This window comes from Legionella sp. 16cNR16C (genome assembly GCF_021297775.1).
Taxonomy (GTDB): Bacteria; Pseudomonadota; Gammaproteobacteria; order Legionellales; family Legionellaceae; genus Legionella_C; species Legionella_C quinlivanii_A.
The window spans coordinates 1,243,257-1,267,729 of sequence record NZ_JAJTMX010000002.1 but is presented as its reverse complement, the minus strand read 5'-3'; the positions used below and the strand labels follow the sequence as shown (position 1 = coordinate 1,267,729).

Genomic DNA, 24,473 nt, shown 5'->3' with positions numbered 1-24,473 from the left:
GAAAATTCGTAAAAAATACAATAAGATTTCGTTGATTAGCTTTCAAATGTGAATGCATAAAAGCGCAGATGAGGAGTAAGCGCCTTAATGGTCACAATACCTTCCTGGGATTTCTGATGATTAAGCAGTTGATACAGCCTGGCCTGAGAGATAAAAATTTCTGATTTCTGGTGCTGATTATTAATGACTTCAATCTTTCCTCTTTGATTAGAGGAGTTCTCAACGACGAGGAATACCTTTCTCGCCTGATAGTGTAAGGCCAGTTGGCTGCCGGCATCCTCATTTTCAATGTATTGTGGAGTCATTTGCCAATGACCGGTTAACTGCCAATAATGCAGGGGGAGTGCTCCTGAGGGGCTTTTCCGATCGGCTCTGGCAGAACCGAGATAGGTTTCTGGTGTCTGATTTGCAGCGATAGGTACATTAAATTGTGATGCTTCTTTTTTATTAAGACCCAACAGATAACGGATATTATTTTCAATTACATCGTATTCCCCTTCACCGAAATTAATATATACCACTTCCCCTTGCTGATTAATCAGGTAATGAGCAGGCCAATAATGATTATTGAAATTTTGCCAGGTCAATAACTGATTGTCTAAAGCGACTGGATACGTTAATCCAAATTTCCTGACCGCCTCTTTGACGTTATTAAGCTGCTGTTCAAACCCAAACTCCGGCGCATGAATACCGATAACAACCAACCCCTCTTTGTTATACTTTTGATACCAGTTTTCTATGTAGGGTAAGGTCCGTATGCAATTGATACAGGAATAGGTCCAGAAATCCACTAAAACGACCTTTCCTTTCAGCGATCCGAGAGTCACTGCGGGCGAATTTATCCAATGACTTACCCCCACTATCTGTGGTGTCGGATACGACACGGGCAAGCCATTTATTAATTCATTTTTTGTTACCTGTCCAGAAGCACTTTCTCCATTGACAGAAGTCCATTGACCGATATTAATTCCGAATAAACCCAGTAAAGCGAAGCTGATAACCAGTACTCCCATGCTGCGCTTGATTAGAAGACTATGACGATTAATTGCCTTAAGATGACGACTAAAATATCGGCCAAAATAGCCGACCAATAGCAAAGGAATTGCAGTACCAATACTAAATGCCACAATAGTTAAAACGGCTTGCCAGTTTGTTTGTGCCTGGATGACCTGCACCAGGGCGATCGCTAAAATAGGACCCGCACAGGGCGTCCATATTAATCCCAGCAAACTGCCAATAACAAAGGCGCCGCCAGGCTGCTCTAAAAAACGCGCTTTGCTGAGCTGCTGCGCCTGATTGGCTAATCGATTAGTGTAACGGGCGAATTGCTCCTCCAGGATGGGTACAAGCATGATAAATCCCAGTATAAGCAGCAGTAAATATGCAAACCACTGGATTTGATCCAGATGAGCGCCTGTTGCAAACAACAATTGCCTTGAAAGCAGGGAGAAGAAACTGAAGCTTAAAATGAAACCGGAAACAATTTGCAGGGGACGAAATTTTCCACCTGTAAGAGAGGCAGCAAACATGAAGGGCAGGATCGGCAAAATGCAGGGAGAAAAAGCAAGTCCTACCCCTTCAAAAAATGCGAGTGCGGTTTGGATAACATTCATTTTAAAATCGTAACTCCCCAGGTACGTCATCCTGACTCAAACTGCTTAGAGCTGAGCCAGACTCAGGAGATCCTTCACTGCGTTCAGGATGACGTTAGACGATTTGATTGAATTAAAATCGAATGTTAATTGCTTAAATCCTTTTCGCAATTTAGCAAGCGATTTTCTAATTATAGACAGTTACTCTGATATTTGTAGCGCACAGACAGGAGCCCCATTCGGGGCAATCCTGAGCTGATTTTCCAAATTAATATTGCTTGAAAAACTCCAATTGTTCTTTCAATACAAAAGGTGCTGCATCGACATGATCCTGGGACTCACTGACCGATTTAATGTACACAAAATCACTTAACTTGCGAAAAACATCATACGCAATTTCCGACCCATGATAAGGAACATCCTTATCCCCTTTTGTACCCACGAGCAGCAAGGGTGCGGTGGGCGTGAAATCATAATGATTAAACAGTTGTTTAAGCTTTTCTGAGTTGGCGTCACGTTGATTAAGAATTGCATCAAAAAACGAAGGCTGAAGAAGCTGTGCCGGATCTTTTGGCAGGGCATCGAGAATTTCTTCATTACTGTGTTTACCATCAAATAATTCAGAAACGAGAGTGTTGTAAGGAGGTACAAAAATATCATCCAAACTCGTCCAGTAATGTTTATAGTAATGCAGGGAATAAAAGAAATAAGCCATATACGCACTGGCTCGCGGACCTGGCTGCAAAAGAATAAAGCGTATTGTTTCTTCCCAGTCATAGGGAGCAGATCCCAAGGCAACCGCGCTGATTGGCAGATTGCTATATTCTTTTGCCAGGAGCTCAAACATGACCAGCGTTGAAAATCCACCCTCGGAGTAACCGGTCAGATAGAGCTTTTCATTGAGAGAATAATTCAGTTGAGCCGCTAATTGCTTCGCAGCTAACAACATATCTACACTGCTGCCAGCCAGCGTTTCAGGCTGTACATAGGGATGAAGCGGCAACTCATTATCGCCCAGTCCAAGATAATCCGGCATTACGGTCATGTAGCCGCCATGACTGCCGAAAGCCGCGAGAATCATATAGCTTTTTTCCATGCTTCGCGAAGGAACATCATCACGATTAAAACGTGTACCATGTTGATAACTAACGACACTCACCGCTTTATCGGTAACTATGGGCATTGCCACCAGACCAGAGGCGATCGTTATCCTGCCATCCGGATCGAGGGTTTTATAATGGATTGAGTACAGATTCAGATCGTAATCAGCCTCAAGTGTATCAAGAGGCACTGTTTTCTGCAGCACTAAACGGGCTGCACTCTGAGGAAACATTCCCAGATACAGATGATCCACAAGCTGACCTTTTTCCGTATCCTGAATACTGGCATTGCCATGGAAACTCAAGATACAGAGAATTACACCCAACATCCTTTTTGCCCACTGTCTTGGTGACATTGCTAATCCTTTTAGAAAAAAGGCAAATGATGGCATTTTCATCTTGGGAAATCAAAGGTTATGAAAATCAATGATAGGTAAAAAGCGAAATGTCGGGCGAAGCGCCCGACCTACAATCAGCTCATCCAAAAATTGGTAAACACTCTACGCGCATCATCCACAGTCTCTTGCATGCCCTGGAAGAACGTTCCAGCCATCTCACGGAAGCTCATGTGCTGATAAGCACCAGCAAGCAGACTTTTGGCAAATGTGCGGTTAATACTGGGTACAATCCGGTAAAATATTGTTTTTAACTCGTCAACACTTAACTCTTTCTGAAAATCCTGCAGAGCTAGCAAAGCTTTATTCATGCGAACAAAATGTCGAGTTGGATGACCGGTCTGGAGCGCCATATTAATATGTTTTTCAAACAAGATATTTACAGATTGACCCGTTTTTACAAAGAGCGGGAGTTCTTTGACTAACGCGGCGAGTGATTCAATTTCAAGCGGGCTCAAAGCTTGTAAACTCATTTCACCAAAATCATATAAACCAAGTTCTATACGATTTCCCTCAATGATAATGCGCAATTGATTGCCATGCCGGTCACAATCATATTGCCCGCCGCTTAAGATTAAAGTTAACTCCTTTTCCATAACCGCTAAAGCAATGGCTTTGCGAATCGCTTTCTCTTCAGCGGTATTACCTGGTAAATCATTGTATTCCACACCCGGCATGCGGCTTAGTACGCGGTAACCTGGACCACTGGATAAACTCTCGGCGGTTTTGAAAACCACTTTAAATACCCTGCCAGCAACTTTTTTCTCCAATAAGCTATGATGATATAACTCATGAGCTCTCTTATGCTGCTCATCGCCCGTGAGGTGATCAAGCTCACAATGCGACATTGCTTCCGCTTCCTGGATAATATTCAAAAAAGACTGTTTTGCTTCAATTACCTTTGGATGCTGGCAATGAAGAATGGTTTTTGCTAATTGTTGAAAGCCTTTTTCCGCCTCTTCTCTGGCATTGTCTCTCAATAATAACAATACCTGCTGCTCCCCTGTCTGTGTAGTCAGCTCCAAAGCCAGATTATAGGAAGCAGAGCCTAACAATCTGCCGATACTGGCAATGGATTGTCTTTGTTCATTAGTTAATACCGTTTTTATCAGGCGCCAGAGATGCCAGCGGTGGGGGGGATTGGCTCGCCCCTTCACATGGGAAAGATCCTGTTTCATGCTTAAAGGGGTATCCGGATGGGAGTGAATCGCCTGAGCCAGTTTAATATACGCTGGTCCCAAATGTTCGCACAGGGTCGCAATTTTACGGCCGATCGAATAAGTCTCATGGCATTCATTGCTGGTAACGAGTAAACCAGCAAGTAGATATTGACGCTCATATTTATTAGCCACATGTAAATAGGCGCTTAATAAGCTCAAGGCGATTCCGGCTTCTGGGTCTGTATCGGCATCAGGAAATAGTTTGTTCGATATGTTGTTAAAACCCTCTTGATAAGCGTTTTTACGGGAATCCTCATCCATCTCGTCCTCAATGGTAATTATTACTCCATCAAGCACCACTGCCCGTTCCTGTATCCGTAAATCCCAAAACAGATTATAAATATAAGTCAGCGGAAAATATAAATCTTCAAGCGAATCGTTGTCCTTGAAACCAAAATTGTCCAAAAACTTAGCTTTCCGGGGATGGTTGGCGACATAATTCATAAATCGCTGGATAGAATCCTCGCTAAAAGGCGAGGAGATAAATTCAAGCACTTCCAATTTATCCTGGCTATTGGAAATAAATGTCTTAAACGCATCTAACACGTAACTATAGTGAGTGCTCTGTTCTTTCAGCTGATGCTGATTAACTGTTGGCTCAAGCAGGTTTTCAATATGTACGCAAATGTCATGCTGCGCTTCAATCTTATCAGCCAATCTATCAAAAAAATAAACGACATCGGTCCGATGAAAACCAGCATGAAACTGAGTCAATAAATTTTTGATAGCATAAGCATAGGTAACAGAACCCTGGTCTTTGCTATAGTGTTGAACCAGTCTTTTCACGAGCTCATCGATAAGCTTTTTAAATAAGCCGCGATCTTGCAGTGGAGTCAATTGTTTGTGCTTATCTAAAAAGGAAGCCAGATAGAAAAAAGCATCTTCAAATGAAGAAATCTGCTGAATTCTGGTTAAAATCAAATGACCGAAGTCGGCTCTGAATTGCAGATTTGGAAAAGCCAGCAATTGATCAAGAATGCGATACAAATTAATACACTGTTCAATCGTTAATTGGCACTCATCAATAGAAGCCCATCTTATCCCAGAAAAGAAACTACTTTTTTTAGAACAGAAGAAAACCGCTGAATCCAAGGAGCTGAAAAAAAAGATGAGATCCTGATAAGTATCATCAGAAAAAATAGAGCGTACCCCTGAATTGTTGAAGTGGGTTTCAAATAAAGGGCCCGCCTTGACATAACTTCTTTTAGAAATGAATACATTGATTAAATTAAACAGGTTAATTTTATAGGAATCATTGTTAAACCCAAGCATCTTAAACAATAATTCTTGCTGATTGATATCAAAGAAATCCAATAGCCCTTCCATTTCAATCGATGAAAACAGGTAGTGGTACGCTATAATAAATTGAGTATATATTGAATCCTCATCAAATTCGCAAGAGTTAACCAGTTTCTGAAAGCAGAATTCATCCTGACTTAAAAAAAACTGTCGCACAATGCCCTGCTGTTGCTTATTTCCCTTGGCGAGATTGGATAAATAAGTGAGTAAAACCAGAGCACCTGGCGTATTTCCTGAGTCATGGTACCCAAAACTTTTAAAATGAGGCAGGTTAATTTGAATAAAAAGCGCGAGATCCTGAATTTCACCATTTTGCAACATGCTGCAATCCAGTTGTAAGGGATTAATATCACTATATTTTTCATCCACAAAATAAGGATAAATACTAAATACTGCTTCGCTAAAATAATTTGACTTGCCCACTGGACGAGGGATAACCTCGTCGAAACTCGCCTGGTAAGTACCAGCCCAAAGTTCAGGGATTTGAATCAGCTTATCCCGGGAGATGAATTGATACAGTAAAACCTCCTTAGTAACCCCCATAATCCATAAACTTTTCCAGAGCTGAATAGCTTGCGCTTGCTCATTGCATAAAATCCAGTTTAGATGTCTTTCATACTCTTTCGCATCATTAAACGCAGGCCAGGCAATTAATTGACCTATATCTGAATAAAAACGGTCTAAATTGTGAAAATTAAAATTCGGTTGATAATGTCTGTCATTATAAAAATTACAATGGCCATGATTCACGATCTTGGGATAAGTTGCCAAAATAACCTGATGAGCAGATTGAGCTTGCTCAAGTGTTGTAGCTTGTTTAAAGGCTAACATGGCTTTATACATGGTATAAAAATAGCCATAAGGAAAAAGTATCGGTTTCGTAACCGATTGATCAGCGCCGCATGCAGATTTATAAAGATAGGAAAAGCTCGAAATCTCAAGATCATGGGCTTGTTTTAATAAACGGTGAAGCTTTTCTTCACTTTCCGGTAGAGTGTTTAATAGCTGGCAAAACTCCTTTAACCGAGAACTCGGCACTCCTGTTTTTTCAAAAGGAATTAATTCGTATGCTAAAGAAGGCAATTGCGCAATTAAATAATCATATTTATCTTTAATTGTTCCTGTGTCGGGAAATTCAGAATAATAAACATATTGTTTAAGAGACTTAATGAATCCAGCGGTCTCATCACTGAGCCCACTACGAACCAAGTCAGCACTATCATTACTTTTCTTTGAAGACTGGGCGAGTGAGGTACGGAAGAGTTTAAGACGCTCCTGAAACATAAATCTGTCTGGCCTGGAGTGTCCGGAGTAGCCATAGCAGGCAGAATGCCAGTTGAAATTGTCCGCTGACTGATACACTTTACAAACTTGAGGCGCTTTCTGCATATACTCAATAATCACATCAGGATTAGCGCAGACAATACTGGCTTTCTGATCAAAACTGGCCAGTTCACCAGCGGTACAGAACCTGAATTGATAATTCGTTTGTTCAATATAGATAAGCTCATGCGCGACAGCAAAAACAAGTTGATTATAATCAAAATCCGGTTGAAGCAAGTACTGTTTATGAATAGCAATAATGGGTTGCTTAAACCCATGACAAGTAAAAACCGGGGCATTGCCTGAGTGAGCAATGGCTAAACAGGACTTTCTTGAAAAACGCTCAGCTCCTGCATTGCCTAGTAATTGCTGGGCAAAGGGCAGTAATACTGAATGGTCATCAATGATTGTCAGATCATATTCTCTGGCAATTCTATCCTGCAGATCAGGCGCATTTAATGCGCCTGTAATACGTAGATATTCCTTCGTATGATCCTGATACTGGGCGGTTGAATTACTGTGATCTGTTTTCTCATATTTTTGAAAAATAACTTGTTCGGATTGATTAGCGAAATCTCTTGCCTTCTGCTTTCTGACTGGATCTCTAATTTCGGTATTTACCCCTTTTCGAAGCAGAGCTTCCACGCGATGCATATTATGATAGACCGTTTCAATCATTAATGCGGTATACCCCTGGCAGGTCGCATTCCTGTCAGCACGATCAATAAAATAATTAAACGCTTTATCCGAGCATGCTTTCATCGACAGGTAGGCTAAAACGGCGGCATTGGCTGGATGGTTTAATGAGGCGCCGTTTTTTTCCAGTAATGCTACTGTATCGAATTGCTCGAGTGCTGCTGCAACCATTAGAGGACTGACAGCAGCTTCATCGACCTGATTAATATCAGCACCCTCTCGAACCAATCGCTCAATCAAAGCAGGCTGATGATGAATAATTGCAAGAATAAGGGGGGTAAAACTTTCCCTGTTAAAAGGCCAGGTTTGATTAATATCATAGCCATGATCAATCAGCAATTTGATAATAGGCAAATCAGGTTGATTGGTATCACAGGCTATAAACAAAGCCTTGCCGTTATCATCAACAACGCCCTTTTCTAACAGCGCTTTTACCTGATTCATATTCTTGGTTTTAATTGCCTGAATTAAGTCCTTTTGCCGCTCAAGAACCAGTCCTAACTGACCAGGGTTTTGGCAAAGGGTTTGAATTAATGCATCTGATTTAAAGCGGCTGATTTCTTTTTTATCTATCCATTGAGGGGCAGTCTGATACACTGTTGGAACAGGTTTTAAATGATCATCTTTCGTTTTTATCCTGATGACTGTTTCACTAATCTGCTCCGATTCAACGGTGACGACCGGACAAATTTCCATGGATTCAAGACGGACACCTATCATGCGAAGTAATACCGTATTTAAATAGTCATTATCCAATGCCTCAACCGGGGCTGTAATCGTCTGATAATAACTGGTGTTTGTACTGGTAGTTCGTCTTTTTTTGGAAATCAGAATGTTTTTATCGCTTTCAACCAAAAGATAAGCGCTGCGTTTTTTATTGTTTATAGCGGGGTTTGTTAATTGCGATCCTTCACCAGGCTGTAAGCTATTTTCACTCAATGGCTTGAGCAGCTCAACAGCGCGGTTATTGCAGACTTGCCGGGCAACAGCTAACAGTGAAGGCTGTCTATTAATAACCTCCATTGAAGAATAACAACCCAGCTCAAGCAGCCATGTTAAAACCTGGGCATTATTTTTCTCAATCGCCGTTTTTAACCAACCATACTTCTGTTCAGCCGTTGCATGCTCAATATGATGAGGATTAAAGCCTTTCGCATTTAAATAATCAATCATATCTTTGGCAATCAGCTCAGGCTTATCAACAATAAACTGCAAAAAATCTGCAGCAAAATTATTCACTTCATAGCCATACTGAATAAATAAATCCAGCATGTATTTATCCGCTTGGCTGACAGCGATAATTATCGCCTGTTTCAGTTGTTCTGGGCGATATAAACGCTTTATCTGCCTATCATTTTTCTCAATTAAACCGGTCTTTAACATACACTCTACAACGGCATGGAGTTTTTTTAGTACCGCATGCTGTAACAGGGTATTGTCTCCATAAACCAATTGGGTATTTGCACCCTTCTCTATTAACAAATTGCATAGAGGTATCAAGTGTGCATAGCCTTTTAAGAGAAGAGCAGCAAGGAAGGTCAGCCCTTCACCCAAATTAAGATCAAAGGGCACACCTTCTTCAATCAATTTCTTAGCCGCATTGACATCCCGATCTTTAAAAATCGCTTCAGAAAGCAGTTTTACTTTGGGATCCTCAAGTTCTTTGATGGGTGCAAAGGGTTTAACCTCAATACGTTTATCATTTAAATCAATACGCGAGGGCAGCAAAGCTTCAAAGTTCGATGAACTATAGATGACATGAATAAATGGCTCAATCGATTTAAATGTTTGATCATTCAGGCAAACCTGACGGTAAGTGCCCCCCACCAGCCTTAATTCCAGAATGATATTGAATGCCAGAAATGGCATTAATTCAGCACCTGTTATTACTTCATCAGCGATGGCCACCTCGCGCATAAACTGCCTGCCATCTTTTCTTAAATAATGGTAGCGCTTTTTATTATCACCACTAACAACACCAGGGTGATTGCTTACATAGTGAATTGTTCGCTCTGTATCATAAATTTGGGAGCGTATACCCTCTGTTTGAGTAGATAAAAGGTAATTAGACCAGTGCGAACTGATCCATAATCCCCTTAATTTATCACTTGCCTGGCTTTTTTTCAGAAAGGGGCGCAGAGGAATGCGAATTTCATACCCTTCAGTTTGATTTAAAAAATCAGCTGCAGGGCCATTTGGCCCAGTCAGGGTGCCAAACACATTATCTGTTTTTCCAGAAAGTGTGTCCGTATGAGAGGTTGTGTTATTATGTGAATCAACATTTCGCTTATCAACCGATTTCAAAACATTCCCATCAGCCTGAATAAGGGGATACGATCTGGTTACATGTTTGATAGTCCATTCAAACTGATTCAGTAAATAATCATAAAGTCCTTTTTCCTCATTTAGAAGTAAATGCACTTTAGTGTATTCCTGCTCCTGCGGCGTCAAACCATGGCCGGCTCTTAATTCGTCTTTCAGTTTTTCCAAACTGTTCTTTGAACTATCTAAAGGTGAAATCCGGGTTATTTTTCTAGTGAGGGAATGTGATCGTCTCGCAAAAAAACTGCGCTGCAAAACAGTTACCGCCTGCGTTAATTCGGGGGAAGCCTTGATGCGAACTGCCTCCCTGATTATTGCCAGCTGTTCCCTGGCTGCTTCAGCTTGCTGTTGATTGGCAATAACAAGAAAAGGCGTTTTGACTGCATTTTCCAATAAGCTGATGGTCTTTGCGATATCCTCTACCGCCTGCGCTTTTAAATCACGCCGGGGGATAACCCGTTCAGGGCTATTATTATGTAAAAAATAAGGGGTTCCGGTCACTTCACAGCTTGCTCTGGCGTACTCTAAAATAATATCGCTTATCGCATCAATGCTGCCATTTTCAAGCATTGACTTTAAGTTGGTTTTATTGGCTTCAGCAATTCTCTCTTTATCAGGAAAACAACGTACAAGATCAGTATGATGGCTCAAATGCAGGCAATTTTTTGCCAGTTGTAACTTTTCCACTTGCTGTTCACCAGCAAAGGCAAGCACCAGTTGCTGCTCTCTACCTTCAAAAGACTGGTAAGTATACTCAACACAATAGGCGATGGTTTGAACGAGGTGTTCGTTAAAGCCAACCGCTAAGGCAATCGCTTTAAATAACTCTGCTGAACGGGACTGATTACTGCGATCTTCAGCACCGCTTCGCTCATTGGTTCGCCCTGCCCTTAATAGAAAAGCCGCCAAGTGCAATAGTTCCCCCTCTTCAAGGGTCAACTCGACTACCGCTTGCCGGTAGTGCTCCATTCCTTGACTTTTAACCAGCTCAAGAAAAAAACCCAGGTTCGTATATTGTCTGGCCGCATGGGCGCTATCATGATTGGAATGATAAATAATAGTGTTATTACTGCGAATCTTGTCGTCCGGGATATCCGCATAAGGCTGATTAATTACCTGTTTAACAAGTATTTGATAAAATGCGAACTTATGATTCTGATCTAACCAATACGATTGAAAATTCGGATCTATGTCGAGCTGAATCTGAAATGAATTGCCTAAACTGGAACAAGAATCAAAAGTTAATCGCATAGGGATATCGCCTCACCAACACGCAGTGCGCAAATATTACACACTCATGGCAAAAAAAGATACTACTCTATCAGATATGCCGAGTATTCATGTAAAAGACTTTCAGCCGAATACGCAGGCCGTTCGTAGAGTTGAGCGGAAAGGATTTTGTCTTGAGATTGGAGCAAGATAATATTAATTTAAAGTTTTTTGCAGGAATTTACATTCGTTTTAGCGAACTACCTGCAAAAAAAGAGACTTTATAAATCAATGTCCAGGGTGCAATTTTCTACACTAAGTTCCCCGTCTCTGAATTTTGTTAAATTGGAGGTAACATTGCCACTAAATGCCGGGTTTAATCTAAACCGAATCACCAGTGTATTATCACCTTCTTTGACCAATCCGGTGTTTGATTTGCTATCATTGATTTGAGTAAAAAGGTAAGAATATTTAGCATATCCATCATCACGAGCCACCAAAATATTTTCAGAGTCTGCCCGGATCTGACATACCGCTTTATACTGCACTCCACTCAGTGCATATCCAAGCTGAACTGGCGTTTGCTTCGGAGCTTTTTCAATAGCTGCGGCATACACTGTGCCGGCAACTGAAAAAGTTAAACTTGAAATTAAAAGTACGCTTTTTAAAAACAATTTTCTGCCCTCATTTGGTTTGGAATTTATCCAAGTGTTTAATTGATGTTCGATTGTACAAAGAAGGTCAATTATTGTCAAACATGGCGCATTTAAAAACACATGGACATTTATAAAGACTGTCTCGATTGATTAGCGAGTACGAGCAGCTACTTCGCCAGTGTCAGACTTTGCATTCAAAATACTCAATATCTTGGCCCATACCACATCAGAATGCAGCATGGACAAAGTATTTCTTTAGCGTGGCGAGCGAGACTATATACTGGAAGCCACTACGATAATTAAAACCAGTAAACCCAGGGCGCGACGAAAATAATTCACTCCACTTGTTATTTCCAGCCAGGCCCATGTAAAAATAAAACCAAATCGCAGCATGCTCCAAAGATGATGAACTTCTGGTTGATTGCTGCTCCAAAGGTAATCCAATACTGCGAATACAAACCACAGGATTAACGGCCAATTAGGGAACTGAAATATTACAATCCGGTTTTGCTTGTCTCTAAAAAAATCAAGAAATTTATACATGTCTACACTCTTACTCATGAAACAGGAGAGGATTTTAAACAAATGATAACGCTTAGTCGTTAGGCAAAGCAAAGCCAAAAGAAAAGGGCTAATATCAAGTTATTCCTGAAGCGGTTGCTTGTTGATAAATACAACTTTTTCTACTGAAGCACTGAGGTTATGACCGCTGCCTTGCGGCGAGTTAAGGGGAGTTTAAGTTTCTTATGATAAAATTTGTATACACATTAGTTATAAAGGTCATTGAATGCATTATTCGGATACCTATTCTTTTATCAAACAGATAAAAAATAAAGAGTTTGCCGCTCAGTTAAAACAAGATTTAAAAAAATTGGAATTGAGTGCTAATAATCCGAGTTTTATTAATTACTTAAGGGAAAGCCCAAGCGGAAAGGAAAAAGATATTTTTGCTTTGCGCAAAGAGTATGACCTCATGCAATTGAATAAAGTTGTTATGGGCATTGAGGCTATTGAAGCCAATATCCTTAAGGCTAAAAAATATGAAATGCTTGTCAGTGATAGTCTTGCGATCAATGCTATTCAAAGAATTCTGAACGATATTAAGAAAACAGCTAAGCTTCATGCGCTACATTATAACGCTTGGAATAATTATCAGCACTTTCATAAACTTGCTCAAGAGTTTGGAACCCATTATATACCGTTTAATCAATCGAATGATCCGTTTAAGGGATCTGATTTTGCGGGTTACTGTTGGGGACATACTCATCAATATGGAAAACTTGTATCAGAAGGTTTGCTCGATAATCTGTCTCAAGCCTCCAACAAAAAACTGTACAGAACTTTTAAACAAAATTGGACTTTTTCAGACATTCTTTTTAGGCGGATTGGCTGGTATTTTAAAGTTAGTCTGGAAAAACAAATGCGGGAGGCTATTTGGAATGCATTAAAAGATATGGATGAAAAAAGTACTTTCAATTTCAATTTTCTTATTAAGAACCGCGGTTTCCATTCAACCAGTTTAAGAATGGTCGGTGAGGGAATGGAGTATTATGAAAACAATTATGGAGTCGTGAGGTTCAACACGCGAGAGGATGCTGTTAATTTTCTGGCAAGCCATTTGCTCCATGAAGCGAGCAAGGTGGATGGTGGTGAAGTGAGTTTCATTACAGTCTATAAACTTCCTTACTCTAATGATCCAACCCAGGATATGTTTGTTAACTTGCCTGTTGCTAAAATAGAAAAAAAATCCAGGTCAGAAAACCCAGTCGAGCATCCTCAAGAACTGAAGGAAGCCATTGAGGCATTGCAAAATTATATTAACAATTTACAGGCAGATGGCTCTACCAAGGGAAAAATCAAAGCCAATGAACTCCGATATCTGGTTGATGAATTAAATTCCTTGCCTGCTAATGAGGTAAAGTCGAGAGTGGATAACATTCTTGCCAGCAGAGAACACAGCCTTATGTTAAACAGAGGAACAGGATTTTATTTCTTTATGTCAGGTTTTAAAAGCCATAGCACTACAGAAAGCTTATTGCAGGATATTTCCAATGCGGCAGGAAAGTCAGCATCAGTCAGTTTTACTTGGAAATAGTAAGGCGTAAACATATATTCATCCACATGGACACTTGTCATAAGATCATTAGTTTAATCATCACGATCCTTGGTTAATACCATTGTCTTTACCTGGAATTGTCAATTCACCACCATTAATTGTGGAAAAATTGTTGAACTACTACTCTCATTGCAGCACTTGAAAATTCCTGTCAAGCTCGTTTCCGTTTGTGTGATCGGCTACCCAATGCAGTGAGTAATCGCGAGCAGCCTCGCTTTAATATGCACATAGGGCTTTTGAAGTGTTATTAAATGATGATTAAGTATATTAAAATTAACTTTAACTATTTTAGTGTAAATTATAATATACATTATTGATTCATTATTTAGTATTTTTAATTAACGTATCTTATAATATACGTTATATATAAATAAGGTAAACTAAAGAATACATAAGGGGTGGAATTATGAGTAAAAGAACACATTTACCCATTCCAATGCAGAAAGGTTTAAGACGATTGGGCAAGAATATTAGTGATGCACGTCGTCGCCGGCGTATAGGTATGGAGCTTATGTCGGAGCGTGCCGGATTTTCCCGTATCACTTTATCTAAGATTGAAAAAGGCGACCCAAGTGTATCCATGGGTGCGTATGCATCCGCTCTTTTTGTTTTAGGGATGTCTGATCATTTAGCAGGCGTTGCAGATGCTTCTCACGACATTGTCGGACGTGAACTTGAGGAAGAAAATCTCCCGAAAAGAATTAGAACGCCACAAAGCAGTAAGAAGGATGCAAATGAGAAATGAGCAGCCAACAAATATTTGTTTCGATTGAGCTTGGCGAAAAAACGCACAAGGTCGGCAAGCTCTGGTTTCATCAGCGTGGCTCCAGGCAAAGTGCGTCTTTTGAATATGATCCTGACTGGCTGAAACATTCAGAAAAGTTCGCTCTTGATCCAGCTATTCAATTAACCTCTGGAGCATTTCATACTACACCAGACCAGATATTATTCGGAGCTATTGGCGATTCTGCGCCGGATCGCTGGGGACGAGTATTGATGCGTCGCGCAGAGAGTGGGCGAGCTAAATTGGCGAGAGAAGTACCAAGAACATTGTCAGAAGCAGATTATCTGTTGGGCGTTAATGATGAAGCTCGTCAGGGTGCTTTGCGTTTTTCGTTAGCAGATGGGGGGCCTTACTTAGCCCCTAAAAATAAAGAAAGCATTCCCCCTTTGATTAGTCTACCTAAGCTTCTGTCAGCAACTGAACGCTACCTCGATGATGATGAAACAGCTGAAGATTTGAAAATATTATTGGCTCCTGGATCATCTCTTGGCGGAGCACGGCCAAAAGCATCAGTTAGAGATAAAGACGGTCACCTTGCAATCGCCAAATTCCCCAAAAAAGATGACGAGTTTAACGTGGTTGTATGGGAAGCTGTTGCGCTGACTCTTGCAGAAAAAGCCGGTATTAAAACAACAGAATGGCGTTTAGAACCAATCATGGACAAGCCAGTGCTGCTTTTGCGCCGTTTTGACCGCCAATCAGCCCAGCGTGTTCCATTTCTGTCTGCCATGAGTATGTTGGGTGCAAAGGATAACGATCCTCACAGCTATCTGGATATTGCTTATGCCATTATGCAAAACGGTGCAAATCCAAACAGTGATTTAGAAGAACTGTGGCGGCGTATTATCTTCAGCGTGCTGATATCAAACACAGACGATCATTTAAGAAACCATGGATTTTTATATGAGCGCAATAAAGGCTGGAGGTTGTCACCTGCCTATGATGTAAATCCAACCCCCGTTGAAATCAAAGCACGTATGTTATCAACCTCGATAAATTATGATGACCCAACAGCTTCTATCGATTTAGCGCTTTCCATAATTGAAGACTTCCGAATAAAGAAAGCAACAGCGCTTAAAATTATAAAAGAGGTCGCGCTAGCAGTGAGCGAGTGGCGATCTGTAGCTACGCGATTGGGTTTGATCAAGAGGGAGATTGACCACATGGCTTCAGCTTTCGAACATGAAGAACTGAGAAAACAAAGATGGTAGCTATCCCATATTATTTCCACTTGAGATCATCGACATGCGGAGTAAAATAATACCCTTTTTTTATTCAGTGAAGCTTTGAAACCTAAAACCAGTTCATCATAATAGCGGCCTCAAAGAGCAACTCTTTATTAAACTCAAGATAGAGACCATGCAACTGCAAATATTCTTCAATGGTTTGTCCTGTACGCTCATTGATTGGCGGAAGTAAGTTCATTTCTTGATAATTGTTATGAAGGAGTGCATCACCGAATGCCAGATAGATAAGGCGGCTCTTTTCTCTATACTTGTGAGTCATATACCATAAAGCAAATGCTAATGTGAAACGGATTATCACATACCAGCGGGTCAAGGCATTCAACTCTTTTTTTATAATGTGTCGAACAGCATCCTCACCCAGCTTGAAGATATTTTTTAGTGTTTCAAGAATGAATTCCAAGGCATTAAGTAATCAGGAAGAATGCTCCAGCAAAAGTTACTGATCATATTGTTATTCTGGATATGCATGATAGAATATTGAACATTTTATCTTTTGCTGTTGCCCAATGAGTTTCGATTATTATTATTTGAATCAGCTTAAGAAAAATAATCCAGCATGGCGCTTATTGCAGGCGGATCATGCGCCATTGATAGCCAGTTTTCTACACAAAGCTTTCATTCAAACTAATGAACGCATTTTGGCTCAATCTCAATTGGTTTCTATTTTAGATGATGTATTGTTTCAACTAAAAAATGTAGATGGAGCTGCGCTTTTTTCAAAGTCAGCACTCTCTTATTTGGATGACTGGTCGCAAAATAATAAGGGCTGGTTACGAAAGTTTTATCCCCAAGGCTCTGATGAGCCTCATTATGATTTGACCCCAACGACTGAGAAAGCATTGGTTTGGCTTGAAAATTTAGCAGAAAAAAGCTTTGTAGGCACGGAGTCCAGGCTTTTGATCATTTTTGAACTACTGAGGCAAATTGCTCATGGCGTAGAAACCGATGTAGAGGTGCGTATTGCTGAACTTGAGAAAAAGAAACGTGATATCGACAAGGAAATTCAATCTCTTCACGTGGGCGATCTTGCAGTAATGGATGATGCTGCCTTAAAAGATCGATTCTTTCAAGTGCAGTCGACCGCGCGGGAATTGTTGAGTGATTTTAGAACGGTAGAGCATAATTTTAGAGTGCTGGATCGAGATGTCCGCGAGCAGATTGCGTCCTGGGATGGGAGTAAAGGCCAATTATTGCAACAGATTTTTGGTGAGCGGGATGCCATTTCAGATTCGGCTCAAGGCCGCAGTTTCAGAGCCTTTTGGGACTTTTTAATGTCTCCAGCAAGCCAGGACGAATTAAGTGCCTTGTTACAACAGGTGACGCAATTAGAGTCTCTGGCTGAATTTGTCAAGGATACGCGTTTACAGCGGATACATTTCGATTGGCTTGAAGCTGGAGAGTATACGCAAAGAACCGTTGCTAAATTGTCGCAGCAATTGAGACGCTTTTTAGATGATCAGGCCTATCTTGAGAATAAAAGGATCATCCAGATCCTGGATCGTATTAACCTTCATGCTTTGCAAGTTAAGTCATGCCCGCCCAAAGAGGACTTTATGAACATGGATGAAGCTTCCCCAGCCTTGCATGTGCCTATGGGCAGGCCTTTGTTTACCCCGCCGACCAAAGTCAAGTTGCAAACCCATATGTCTACAGATGAGCTCGACAATATTGTATCTGAGACTTTATACAACCAGATGGTGGTTGATAAAGAGGAGTTAATGGCACAAATCAAGCGTGCACGAGGACTTGCTCCACAGATAAGCTTGGCTCATGTAATACAAACATACCCTTTAGAGCATGGTTTGGCCGAACTTGTCACTTATTTATCTATTGCAGCCAATGATAAACATGCAGTATTTGATGAAGATATTAATGAGGTGATTTCATGGTTTGACGAGCAAGGTATCGTGCGCCAGGCCTCTCTTCCAAGAATTATTTTTACCCGGACCTGACATGAATCAAGAATCCAATACTCTGTCTCTGGTTTTAATTAAACTGTTTAAAGGTGTTTTATATTTAGAGGAAGAACCATCCTTATGGCAGCATTTGCTTAAACTGCAAGCAAAAGTGCGAGATTATGTGCGGGTTATTGGTTTGGATTTAGTGTTGCTGGAAGATGAGGGAATTGCCTGGCTTAAACCTAAAATTGTTGAAGACGACGAGGAGCCTTTGCCCTCATTAGTGCCTAAACGTCAGCTGTCCTATCCCGTCAGCTTGTTGTTAGCTCTTTTTAGACGAAAACTGGTGGAGCATGATGCCAGCAGTGGGGATTCACGCCTTATTCTGAATAAAGAAGACGTTGTTGAGCAGCTTCGTCTGTTCTTACCACCCGGAAGTAATGAAGCCAGAATTATGGATCAGATAGATACTTATATTAATAAAATTGTTGAGCTTGGCTTCGTGCGCCGTTTACACAATGACAGTTCAAAAATCGAAGTAAAGCGTATCATTAAAGCCTTCGTTGATGCCCAATGGCTGCATAATTTTGAACAAAAATTGGAAGCCTATGCACTGCATGCTGGCGCAGCGCAGGGAGAGTAATCATGAGTGGATTTCGTCTACAGCAAATAGAGGTATTTAATTGGGGTACTTTTCATCAGCGGGTATGGCATTTAGCGTTGGAAGGCAAGAATGGTTTGCTGACAGGAGATATTGGTGCAGGAAAATCTACATTAGTGGATGCTATTACTACCTTGTTAGTTCCCGCGCATCGTATTGCATACAATAAGGCGGCAGGAGCTGAAGCAAAGGAGCGCAGCCTGCTTTCTTATGTGCTGGGCTATTATAAGTCGGAACGTAGTGAGGCTGGTCAGGCCGCAAAACCTGTGGCATTAAGAAATAATAGTCATTATTCAGTGATTCTAGGGGTTTTTCATAATCAAGCGACACAGCAATCCGTAACGCTTGCTCAAGTTTTCTGGATTAAAGATAGCGGGGGACAGCCAGCACGTTTTTTTGTGGTAGCGGATGAGGTACTGAGTATTGCATCTCATTTTACTCATTTTGGTCAGAATATTAATCAACTCAAAAAGCGCTTACGCCTTCTCTCCTCGTCAGAACTGCTTTTTGATAGCTTCCCTCCGTATGCCGCAGCGTTCAAACGTCGCTTTGGGATTCAGCATGATCAGGCGCTGGAGCTCTTTCACCAAACGGTATCGATGAAATCGGTAGGAAACTTAACGGAATTTGTTCGCGATCACATGCTGGAGGCTTTCGATGTTGCCTCACGTATTGAATCTTTAATCCAACATTTTGATGATTTAAACCGGGCGCATGATGCGGTGGTTAAAGCGAAAGCGCAGATTCAAAAGCTTAGTCCACTAGTTAAGGATTTGGATTTACATAACCAGGTTATCAATCAAAAGGAGCATTGGCGTGTATGTCGCGAGGGGTTACGATATTATTTTGCCTATCTTAAATCGGGGCTATTGAGGCAGCGTATCGAGAATTTGAAAGAAGATATACAAAAAGGAACAAACCGGATTGCTGTTTTGAATGACAACCGGGCCAGTGCCTTGGCAGAAAGAGATCATCTCACACGAGAACTTCTGGTGAATGGGGGTGACCGCGCTGAGCGTTTGCGTCTTGAAATAGAAGGGCATGTACGTGAGCAGAATAAACGCAAACAAACAGCGAAAGACTATGAACTTCTGGCGAGAGATCTTGAGTTACCGTTTCCAGACAGTTTTGAGCAATTCATCCAAAACCAGGCCGCATTAATACAGCGTTTGCAAAATGGAGAAATTCGCGAAAGCGTTATGCAAAATGAAATTACCGATTGTACAGTACGCTTCAAAACAGAGCAACAGCAACATAAGATACTTGAAGAGGAAATTCAATCTTTACGGCAACGGCAAAGCAATATCAGTGCTCAACAAGTTGTGCTCAGAACTCAACTATGCCAGGCTTTAAATCTCCCAGAGGACGATATGCCGTTTATTGGCGAGTTATTGCAAATCCAGGATAGCGAATCGCGCTGGGAAGGCGTTGCCGAACGTTTACTGCATCAGTTTGGCCTATCGCTGCTAGTTCCAGACAGGCATTATCAAACTGTCAGTGCCTGGGTTGAGGGCACTCATTTGAAAGGTCGTTTAGTTTATTATCGTGTACCTGCCGCGATTGATTCCAGACAGCAAAAGGCAATTCAGCCAGGTTCCCTGGTAGAAAAAATACAAATTAAACCCGATACAGAGTTTTATACCTGGCTGGAGCTGGAATTAAGTAAACGCTTTGATTTTCTATGCTGTGAAAATCTTGATGATTTTCGCAAAGCGCAACAGGCAGTGACACCCGCAGGACAGATTAAATTTTCTGGTCAGCGGCATGAAAAGGATGACAGGTATCCGATTAATGATAAAAGCCGCTACATTTTGGGCTGGAATAATCAGAAAAAAATCAAAATCTTGCTACTTCAAAAGCAAGAGCAAGAACAATCCTTGCATAAATTGTCCATCCAGATTAGTCAACAGCAAAGTGCAAGGAAAGAATTAGACCAGGAAAAAATTAACATTCTGCGTCTGGAAGCATTCAAAGAATTTGAAGCGCTTTGCTGGCAAGAATTAACTCGAATTATTGCGACTCTGGAAAAGGAAAAAGAATGTCTGGAGCAGGCTTCTGATGTGCTAAAAGAACTCAATGCGGCTTTGGAAAAAACTACAGAGCATATCAAGTCGCTGGAACAGCAATTAGACCAGCAAAAAGATAAAACCTCCAAAAGCGAAGCTAAAATGGAGTGGGCACAACAGCAGTTGTCCACCTGCGAGCAAGAGTGTTTACCTGAAGACTGTGGTGAGGTAGCGGCCTTAATTACGGCATTGGAGCGCTATAGAGCGGAGGCTTTGGGAAGTCACCAGCTCACTATAGAATCCTGTGATAATAAACAGCAGGACTTACGTTTCTGGATTCAAAAGAAAATTGATAGCCAGGATAGTAAAATGAAAACGTTGGAAGAGCGAATTATTAAAGCGATGGAAGGATATCGGCGTGACTACCCTGCTGAAACACAAGAGGTTGATGCACGGCTGGAGGCAGGAAATGAATTTAAACTCATGTTATCTAACTTGCAAGCCGATGATTTACCTCGCTTTGAAGAACGCTTTAAGGCTTTATTGAATGAAAATACAATAAGAGAAATTGCCAATTTCCAGTCACAACTTAACCGGGAAGTACAAGATATTAAAGAGCGCATTGCACAAATCAATCGGTCTCTTGAAGAAATAGAGTATAACCCTGGACGCTATATCGCTTTGGAAATTCAAGATACTCGTGATATGGAATTGCGTCAATTCCGTACGGATTTGCGCCAGTGCACTGAAGGGAGTCTGAGCAGCCAGGAAGCTGCTCAGTATGCCGAGCATAAGTTTTTACAGGTAAAGGCCATCATCGAGCGGTTTCGGGGACGAGAAGGAACGACAGAACTTGATAAACGCTGGACCCGTAAAGTGACCGATGTGCGCCAATGGTTTGTATTTGCAGCGTCTGAGCGATGGCTGGAAGATCATAGTGAACACGAGCATTACACCGACTCGGGAGGTAAGTCAGGTGGTCAAAAGGAAAAATTGGCGTACACCATTTTGGCTGCCAGCCTTGCCTATCAATTTGGTTTACAGGCAGATAGAGCATCTCAGCAAAGTTTTCGTTTTGTTGTTATCGATGAAGCTTTTGGGCGAGGTTCTGATGAATCGGCACGTTTTGGTTTGGATTTGTTTAAAGCAATGGGATTACAGTTATTGGTGGTAACACCTTTACAAAAGATTCATATCATAGAGCCTTATGTTGCTTCGGTAGGATTTGTCCATAGCAAGGAAGGAGGCGAGTCTTTGTTAAGGCATCTAACGATAGACGAATATAGAAAAGAAAAAGAGGCTTATCTTGCAACCTAATAGACGATGGGCAAGTAAACTTTTAATTCAAAAGAAACTGGAGGCGCTTTGGGATTCCGGTCGTTTGTTAACAGAGCTTTTAGAGCCTTCTGATTTTTTTCCGCTTCGTTTTTCTTTGAAAGCCCCTTCTTCGGCTGATTTAGGGCAATGCTTTACTGAAGCTCAAATTTGGGTTTCTGAAATTCGGAGTTTGTCATCTATTCCCGGATTTCATCTGGATTGGCAAGTTATAAATCACAGATCTTTGGGTCGCAATGAGCTGCCAAAATCACTCTCTATCGCTTCTGTGCAAGATGTTCTAACCTGGTTGGGAAAGCACCGTAACGGAGAATTATTTCTGCGTGTAGCGAGACGGATATTAGCCGAGATCCCTGCATTGCGAGCATGGATTATAAAAAAACCACATCAAGTGCTCATTTATCATGAGGTAATCCCCAGATTATTGCGGGTCATGCAATGGATGTTACAAAATCCTAAGCCCGGTATTTATATGAGACAGCTTAGTTTGCCTGAAATAGATTCAAAATTTATAGAGCAGCATCAATCCATTTTAAGCGAGTGGTTTGATCTGCTCTTGCCTGTGGATGGAATTCAGCAGCAATGGAGCGCGAGAGCGAATTTTGCGGCACGATATGGCTTCAATGAAAAACCTAATCTGGTTCGTTTTCGTATTCTGGATGAAACCTGTCACATCCAGGGCTTATCGGATTTAAGTATTACTACACAGGCTTTTTCTAAACTCGCCTTACCCGTGCAAGCAGTTTTCATAGTCGAAAATGATATTAATGCCCTGGTTTTTCCCCAGATTCCCAAGTCTCTGGTAATTTTCGGCAGAGGCTATGGGTTTGATTTTCTGGAACAGGCCTCCTGGCTTTTGGATAAAGAGGTTTGGTATTGGGGGGACATTGATACGCATGGCTTTGCTATTTTAAATCAGTGCAGGAAAATCCTTCCTCAGACAAAGTCATTCCTTATGGATGAAACTACCCTGCTTAGTCATAAAGTTCATTGGACAATAGAACCGAAACAGAGTCAAAGCTCCCTGAACTATTTAACTGCAGAAGAGCAGTCATTGTATGAGGCATTGCAAACACAGCGTTTCGGAACTCGTCTACGTTTGGAACAGGAATACATTGACGTGGTCTAATAGAAGCGACCACCCCAGTTAAGAGATATAATGTACCTTAACTGGAGAAAAAGATGACAAAACGAGCAAAATATTCAAAAGAATTTAAACTGGATGCGATAAGCCTGGTACTAGCGCAAGGATATGAGCGCAAGGCAGCGGCAGAAAGGATATGTTTCTCCCAATCAGTATGAAAAACAAGCTAAATTGCTGTTACAAAAAATAGCTTAACTGGGTTGTAACGTTTTACTTGACCACGTCAGAGCTCCTTTTCTGGCATCTTGTATAGGCGGGCTATTAAATGTGAGCAAGAAAGGATCTACTGCCATCATGTAGTATGGAATATCAAGTAATTGTGCGTCATTCGGTGCATAATGATTTAATTGATTAAGCACATCGCAATTTTTTTCAAAAAAGTATTTTGTTATTTCAGTCATGATTCGTACTTTTAAGGTTCATTAGTTACATCACTTTATAGCCACTACTTAAGAGCTGGATTGAGCAAATTCAAACAGATCAGGAAAAAGGAACTGCTGGTTTATACCCTTTTCATTTAAAAGCCCTTTAAGATAGCATAAGTTACTTTCAGTTCGCTCAATCAAAAACTCTTTTAGTTCAAACCTACGGGTATCTAGTCGATTATTGTAACGCTGGCTAAAATGATTCACTGATGGGAAGAGCCCATTTTGCAGAAAAAAAGAACAGGGGTGCGTGAAACAACTGAATGTACCCTCTTGTCTGTCTGCTCTTATGTTCTCTAACTGTATATTTCTATCGAGCATCTTAACTGGTAACTGCAGATCAAGGACTTTAAAAGCGTATAGGGCAAGAAATTGGGAGTTTTGCCCATATGTTTCTCCTAAAGCAAAATGAATAGCCACATGAAAATTATATGACCAGTCCAATGCTGCAGTTGGTATCCCATAGTGCTGAGGTAGTGTTTCGTCAACACCAGCTAAATCTTCATAGGGGTCGGCTTTATGTATCAACGAACCATCTTTTATACTGTAACGGTTAATAATTGTCGGGAGATATCTTTCAAACATTTGTTGAAAAGTTGTTTCTTGTCTCCAATATTCAGCATCACGTAATAAAAGATTGGCTTTATCCTGTTCAGAAACCTTGTTATGGTTGTTTTTTACAAAAATGTGGAGAGAGTGGTTATAAAGCATCAAATATAGACAATATTCTTTTAATAAATATATCGTTGGATTCTGAGAATAAATGGGATTGGGGGAATACCATGATACAATGACATTATTAATTTCTTTGCTAACAAACCATTTCTCAGTAATCGTTGCGTGAATTCCAAAATCTTTTTTCATTTGCGCTATCGATTGCTCTCGAAAAGCACTAGGGATAAGTTGATACTTAAAATTTTCGTGTCCTCTGAAAACATAACCCGCCAAAGACAATTGTTCCAGCGTAGAGATTATAGTGCGGATGTCTGTTGTCATAAAGTGAACTCCTTTTTAAAGATGAAAATTATTACATCCTTATCATTGA

At 40.9% G+C, this 24,473-nt stretch carries 15 protein-coding genes and 1 pseudogene; 8 read left to right on the top strand and 8 right to left on the bottom strand.

The window, feature by feature from the left end:
* Window positions 1–35: 35 nt before the first annotated feature.
* The 5 genes from LXA66_RS09405 to LXA66_RS09385 form a co-directional block, all read right to left on the bottom strand.
* On the bottom strand, window positions 36–1,613 hold the full coding sequence (locus LXA66_RS09405; RefSeq protein ID WP_233012945.1) for a cytochrome c biogenesis protein CcdA: 1,578 nt from the start codon (window positions 1,611–1,613) through the stop codon (window positions 36–38).
* A gap of 247 nt (window positions 1,614–1,860) precedes the next feature.
* On the bottom strand, window positions 1,861–3,048 hold the full coding sequence (locus LXA66_RS09400; protein ID WP_233012944.1) for a S9 family peptidase: 1,188 nt from the start codon (window positions 3,046–3,048) through the stop codon (window positions 1,861–1,863).
* A 116-nt stretch (window positions 3,049–3,164) separates the two neighbouring features.
* The gene (locus LXA66_RS09395) at window positions 3,165–11,198 is read right to left on the bottom strand and encodes a SidE phosphodiesterase domain-containing protein (protein ID WP_233012943.1); all 8,034 of its coding nucleotides are present in this window, start codon (window positions 11,196–11,198) and stop codon (window positions 3,165–3,167) included.
* Window positions 11,199–11,437: 239 nt separating this feature from the next.
* The gene (locus LXA66_RS09390) at window positions 11,438–11,911 is read right to left on the bottom strand and encodes a hypothetical protein (protein ID WP_233012942.1); all 474 of its coding nucleotides are present in this window, start codon (window positions 11,909–11,911) and stop codon (window positions 11,438–11,440) included.
* Between the two features lie 174 nt (window positions 11,912–12,085).
* Entirely contained in the window at window positions 12,086–12,355 is a 270-nt protein-coding gene (locus LXA66_RS09385; protein ID WP_233012941.1) for a hypothetical protein, read from the bottom strand.
* Between the two features lie 244 nt (window positions 12,356–12,599).
* Between LXA66_RS09385 and LXA66_RS09380 the strand changes: the two genes are divergently transcribed.
* The 3 genes from LXA66_RS09380 to LXA66_RS09370 all read left to right on the top strand — a co-directional run bounded on the left by LXA66_RS09380 (window position 12,600) and on the right by LXA66_RS09370 (window position 15,923).
* Window positions 12,600–13,907 (top strand): hypothetical protein, encoded by a 1,308-nt coding sequence (locus tag LXA66_RS09380; RefSeq protein ID WP_233012940.1) that lies wholly within the window; start codon window positions 12,600–12,602, stop codon window positions 13,905–13,907.
* Window positions 13,908–14,334: 427 nt separating this feature from the next.
* Window positions 14,335–14,673 carry a helix-turn-helix domain-containing protein gene (locus LXA66_RS09375; RefSeq protein WP_233012939.1) on the top strand — a complete coding sequence of 113 codons (339 nt, stop codon included), beginning with the start codon at window positions 14,335–14,337 and terminating at the stop codon, window positions 14,671–14,673.
* Window positions 14,670–15,923 carry a type II toxin-antitoxin system HipA family toxin gene (locus LXA66_RS09370; protein ID WP_233012938.1) on the top strand — a complete coding sequence of 418 codons (1,254 nt, stop codon included), beginning with the start codon at window positions 14,670–14,672 and terminating at the stop codon, window positions 15,921–15,923. Before LXA66_RS09375 ends, LXA66_RS09370 begins: the two co-directional genes overlap by 4 nt.
* Window positions 15,924–16,005: 82 nt before the next feature.
* On the opposite strand, the gene LXA66_RS09365 is transcribed toward LXA66_RS09370, so the two are convergent.
* Complete coding sequence (locus LXA66_RS09365) at window positions 16,006–16,359, bottom strand: hypothetical protein (RefSeq protein WP_233012937.1); 354 nt, start codon at window positions 16,357–16,359, stop codon at window positions 16,006–16,008.
* Window positions 16,360–16,465: 106 nt separating this feature from the next.
* Between LXA66_RS09365 and LXA66_RS09360 the strand changes: the two genes are divergently transcribed.
* The 5 genes and pseudogenes from LXA66_RS09360 to LXA66_RS09340 form a co-directional block, all read left to right on the top strand.
* Window positions 16,466–17,911 (top strand): DUF3375 domain-containing protein, encoded by a 1,446-nt coding sequence (locus LXA66_RS09360; protein ID WP_233012936.1) that lies wholly within the window; start codon window positions 16,466–16,468, stop codon window positions 17,909–17,911.
* Between the two features lies 1 nt (window position 17,912).
* Window positions 17,913–18,500, top strand: coding sequence for a DUF4194 domain-containing protein (locus tag LXA66_RS09355; RefSeq protein ID WP_233012935.1), 588 nt, complete (start codon window positions 17,913–17,915; stop codon window positions 18,498–18,500).
* A 2-nt stretch (window positions 18,501–18,502) separates the two neighbouring features.
* Window positions 18,503–21,841, top strand: a complete 3,339-nt coding sequence (locus LXA66_RS09350; protein ID WP_233012934.1) for an ATP-binding protein — start codon at window positions 18,503–18,505, stop codon at window positions 21,839–21,841.
* Window positions 21,831–22,988 (top strand): Wadjet anti-phage system protein JetD domain-containing protein, encoded by a 1,158-nt coding sequence (locus tag LXA66_RS09345; RefSeq protein ID WP_233012933.1) that lies wholly within the window; start codon window positions 21,831–21,833, stop codon window positions 22,986–22,988. Before LXA66_RS09350 ends, LXA66_RS09345 begins: the two co-directional genes overlap by 11 nt.
* A 53-nt stretch (window positions 22,989–23,041) precedes the next feature.
* Window positions 23,042–23,140, top strand: a pseudogene (locus LXA66_RS09340) (transposase); the annotation flags it as partial.
* A 54-nt stretch (window positions 23,141–23,194) separates the two neighbouring features.
* On the opposite strand, the gene LXA66_RS09335 reads toward LXA66_RS09340, so the two are convergent.
* Together LXA66_RS09335 and LXA66_RS09330 are read right to left on the bottom strand one after the other, a co-directional pair.
* On the bottom strand, window positions 23,195–23,404 hold the full coding sequence (locus LXA66_RS09335; protein WP_233012932.1) for a hypothetical protein: 210 nt from the start codon (window positions 23,402–23,404) through the stop codon (window positions 23,195–23,197).
* A 48-nt stretch (window positions 23,405–23,452) separates the two neighbouring features.
* Window positions 23,453–24,424, bottom strand: a complete 972-nt coding sequence (locus LXA66_RS09330; protein WP_233012931.1) for an FRG domain-containing protein — start codon at window positions 24,422–24,424, stop codon at window positions 23,453–23,455.
* Window positions 24,425–24,473 lie beyond the last annotated feature (49 nt).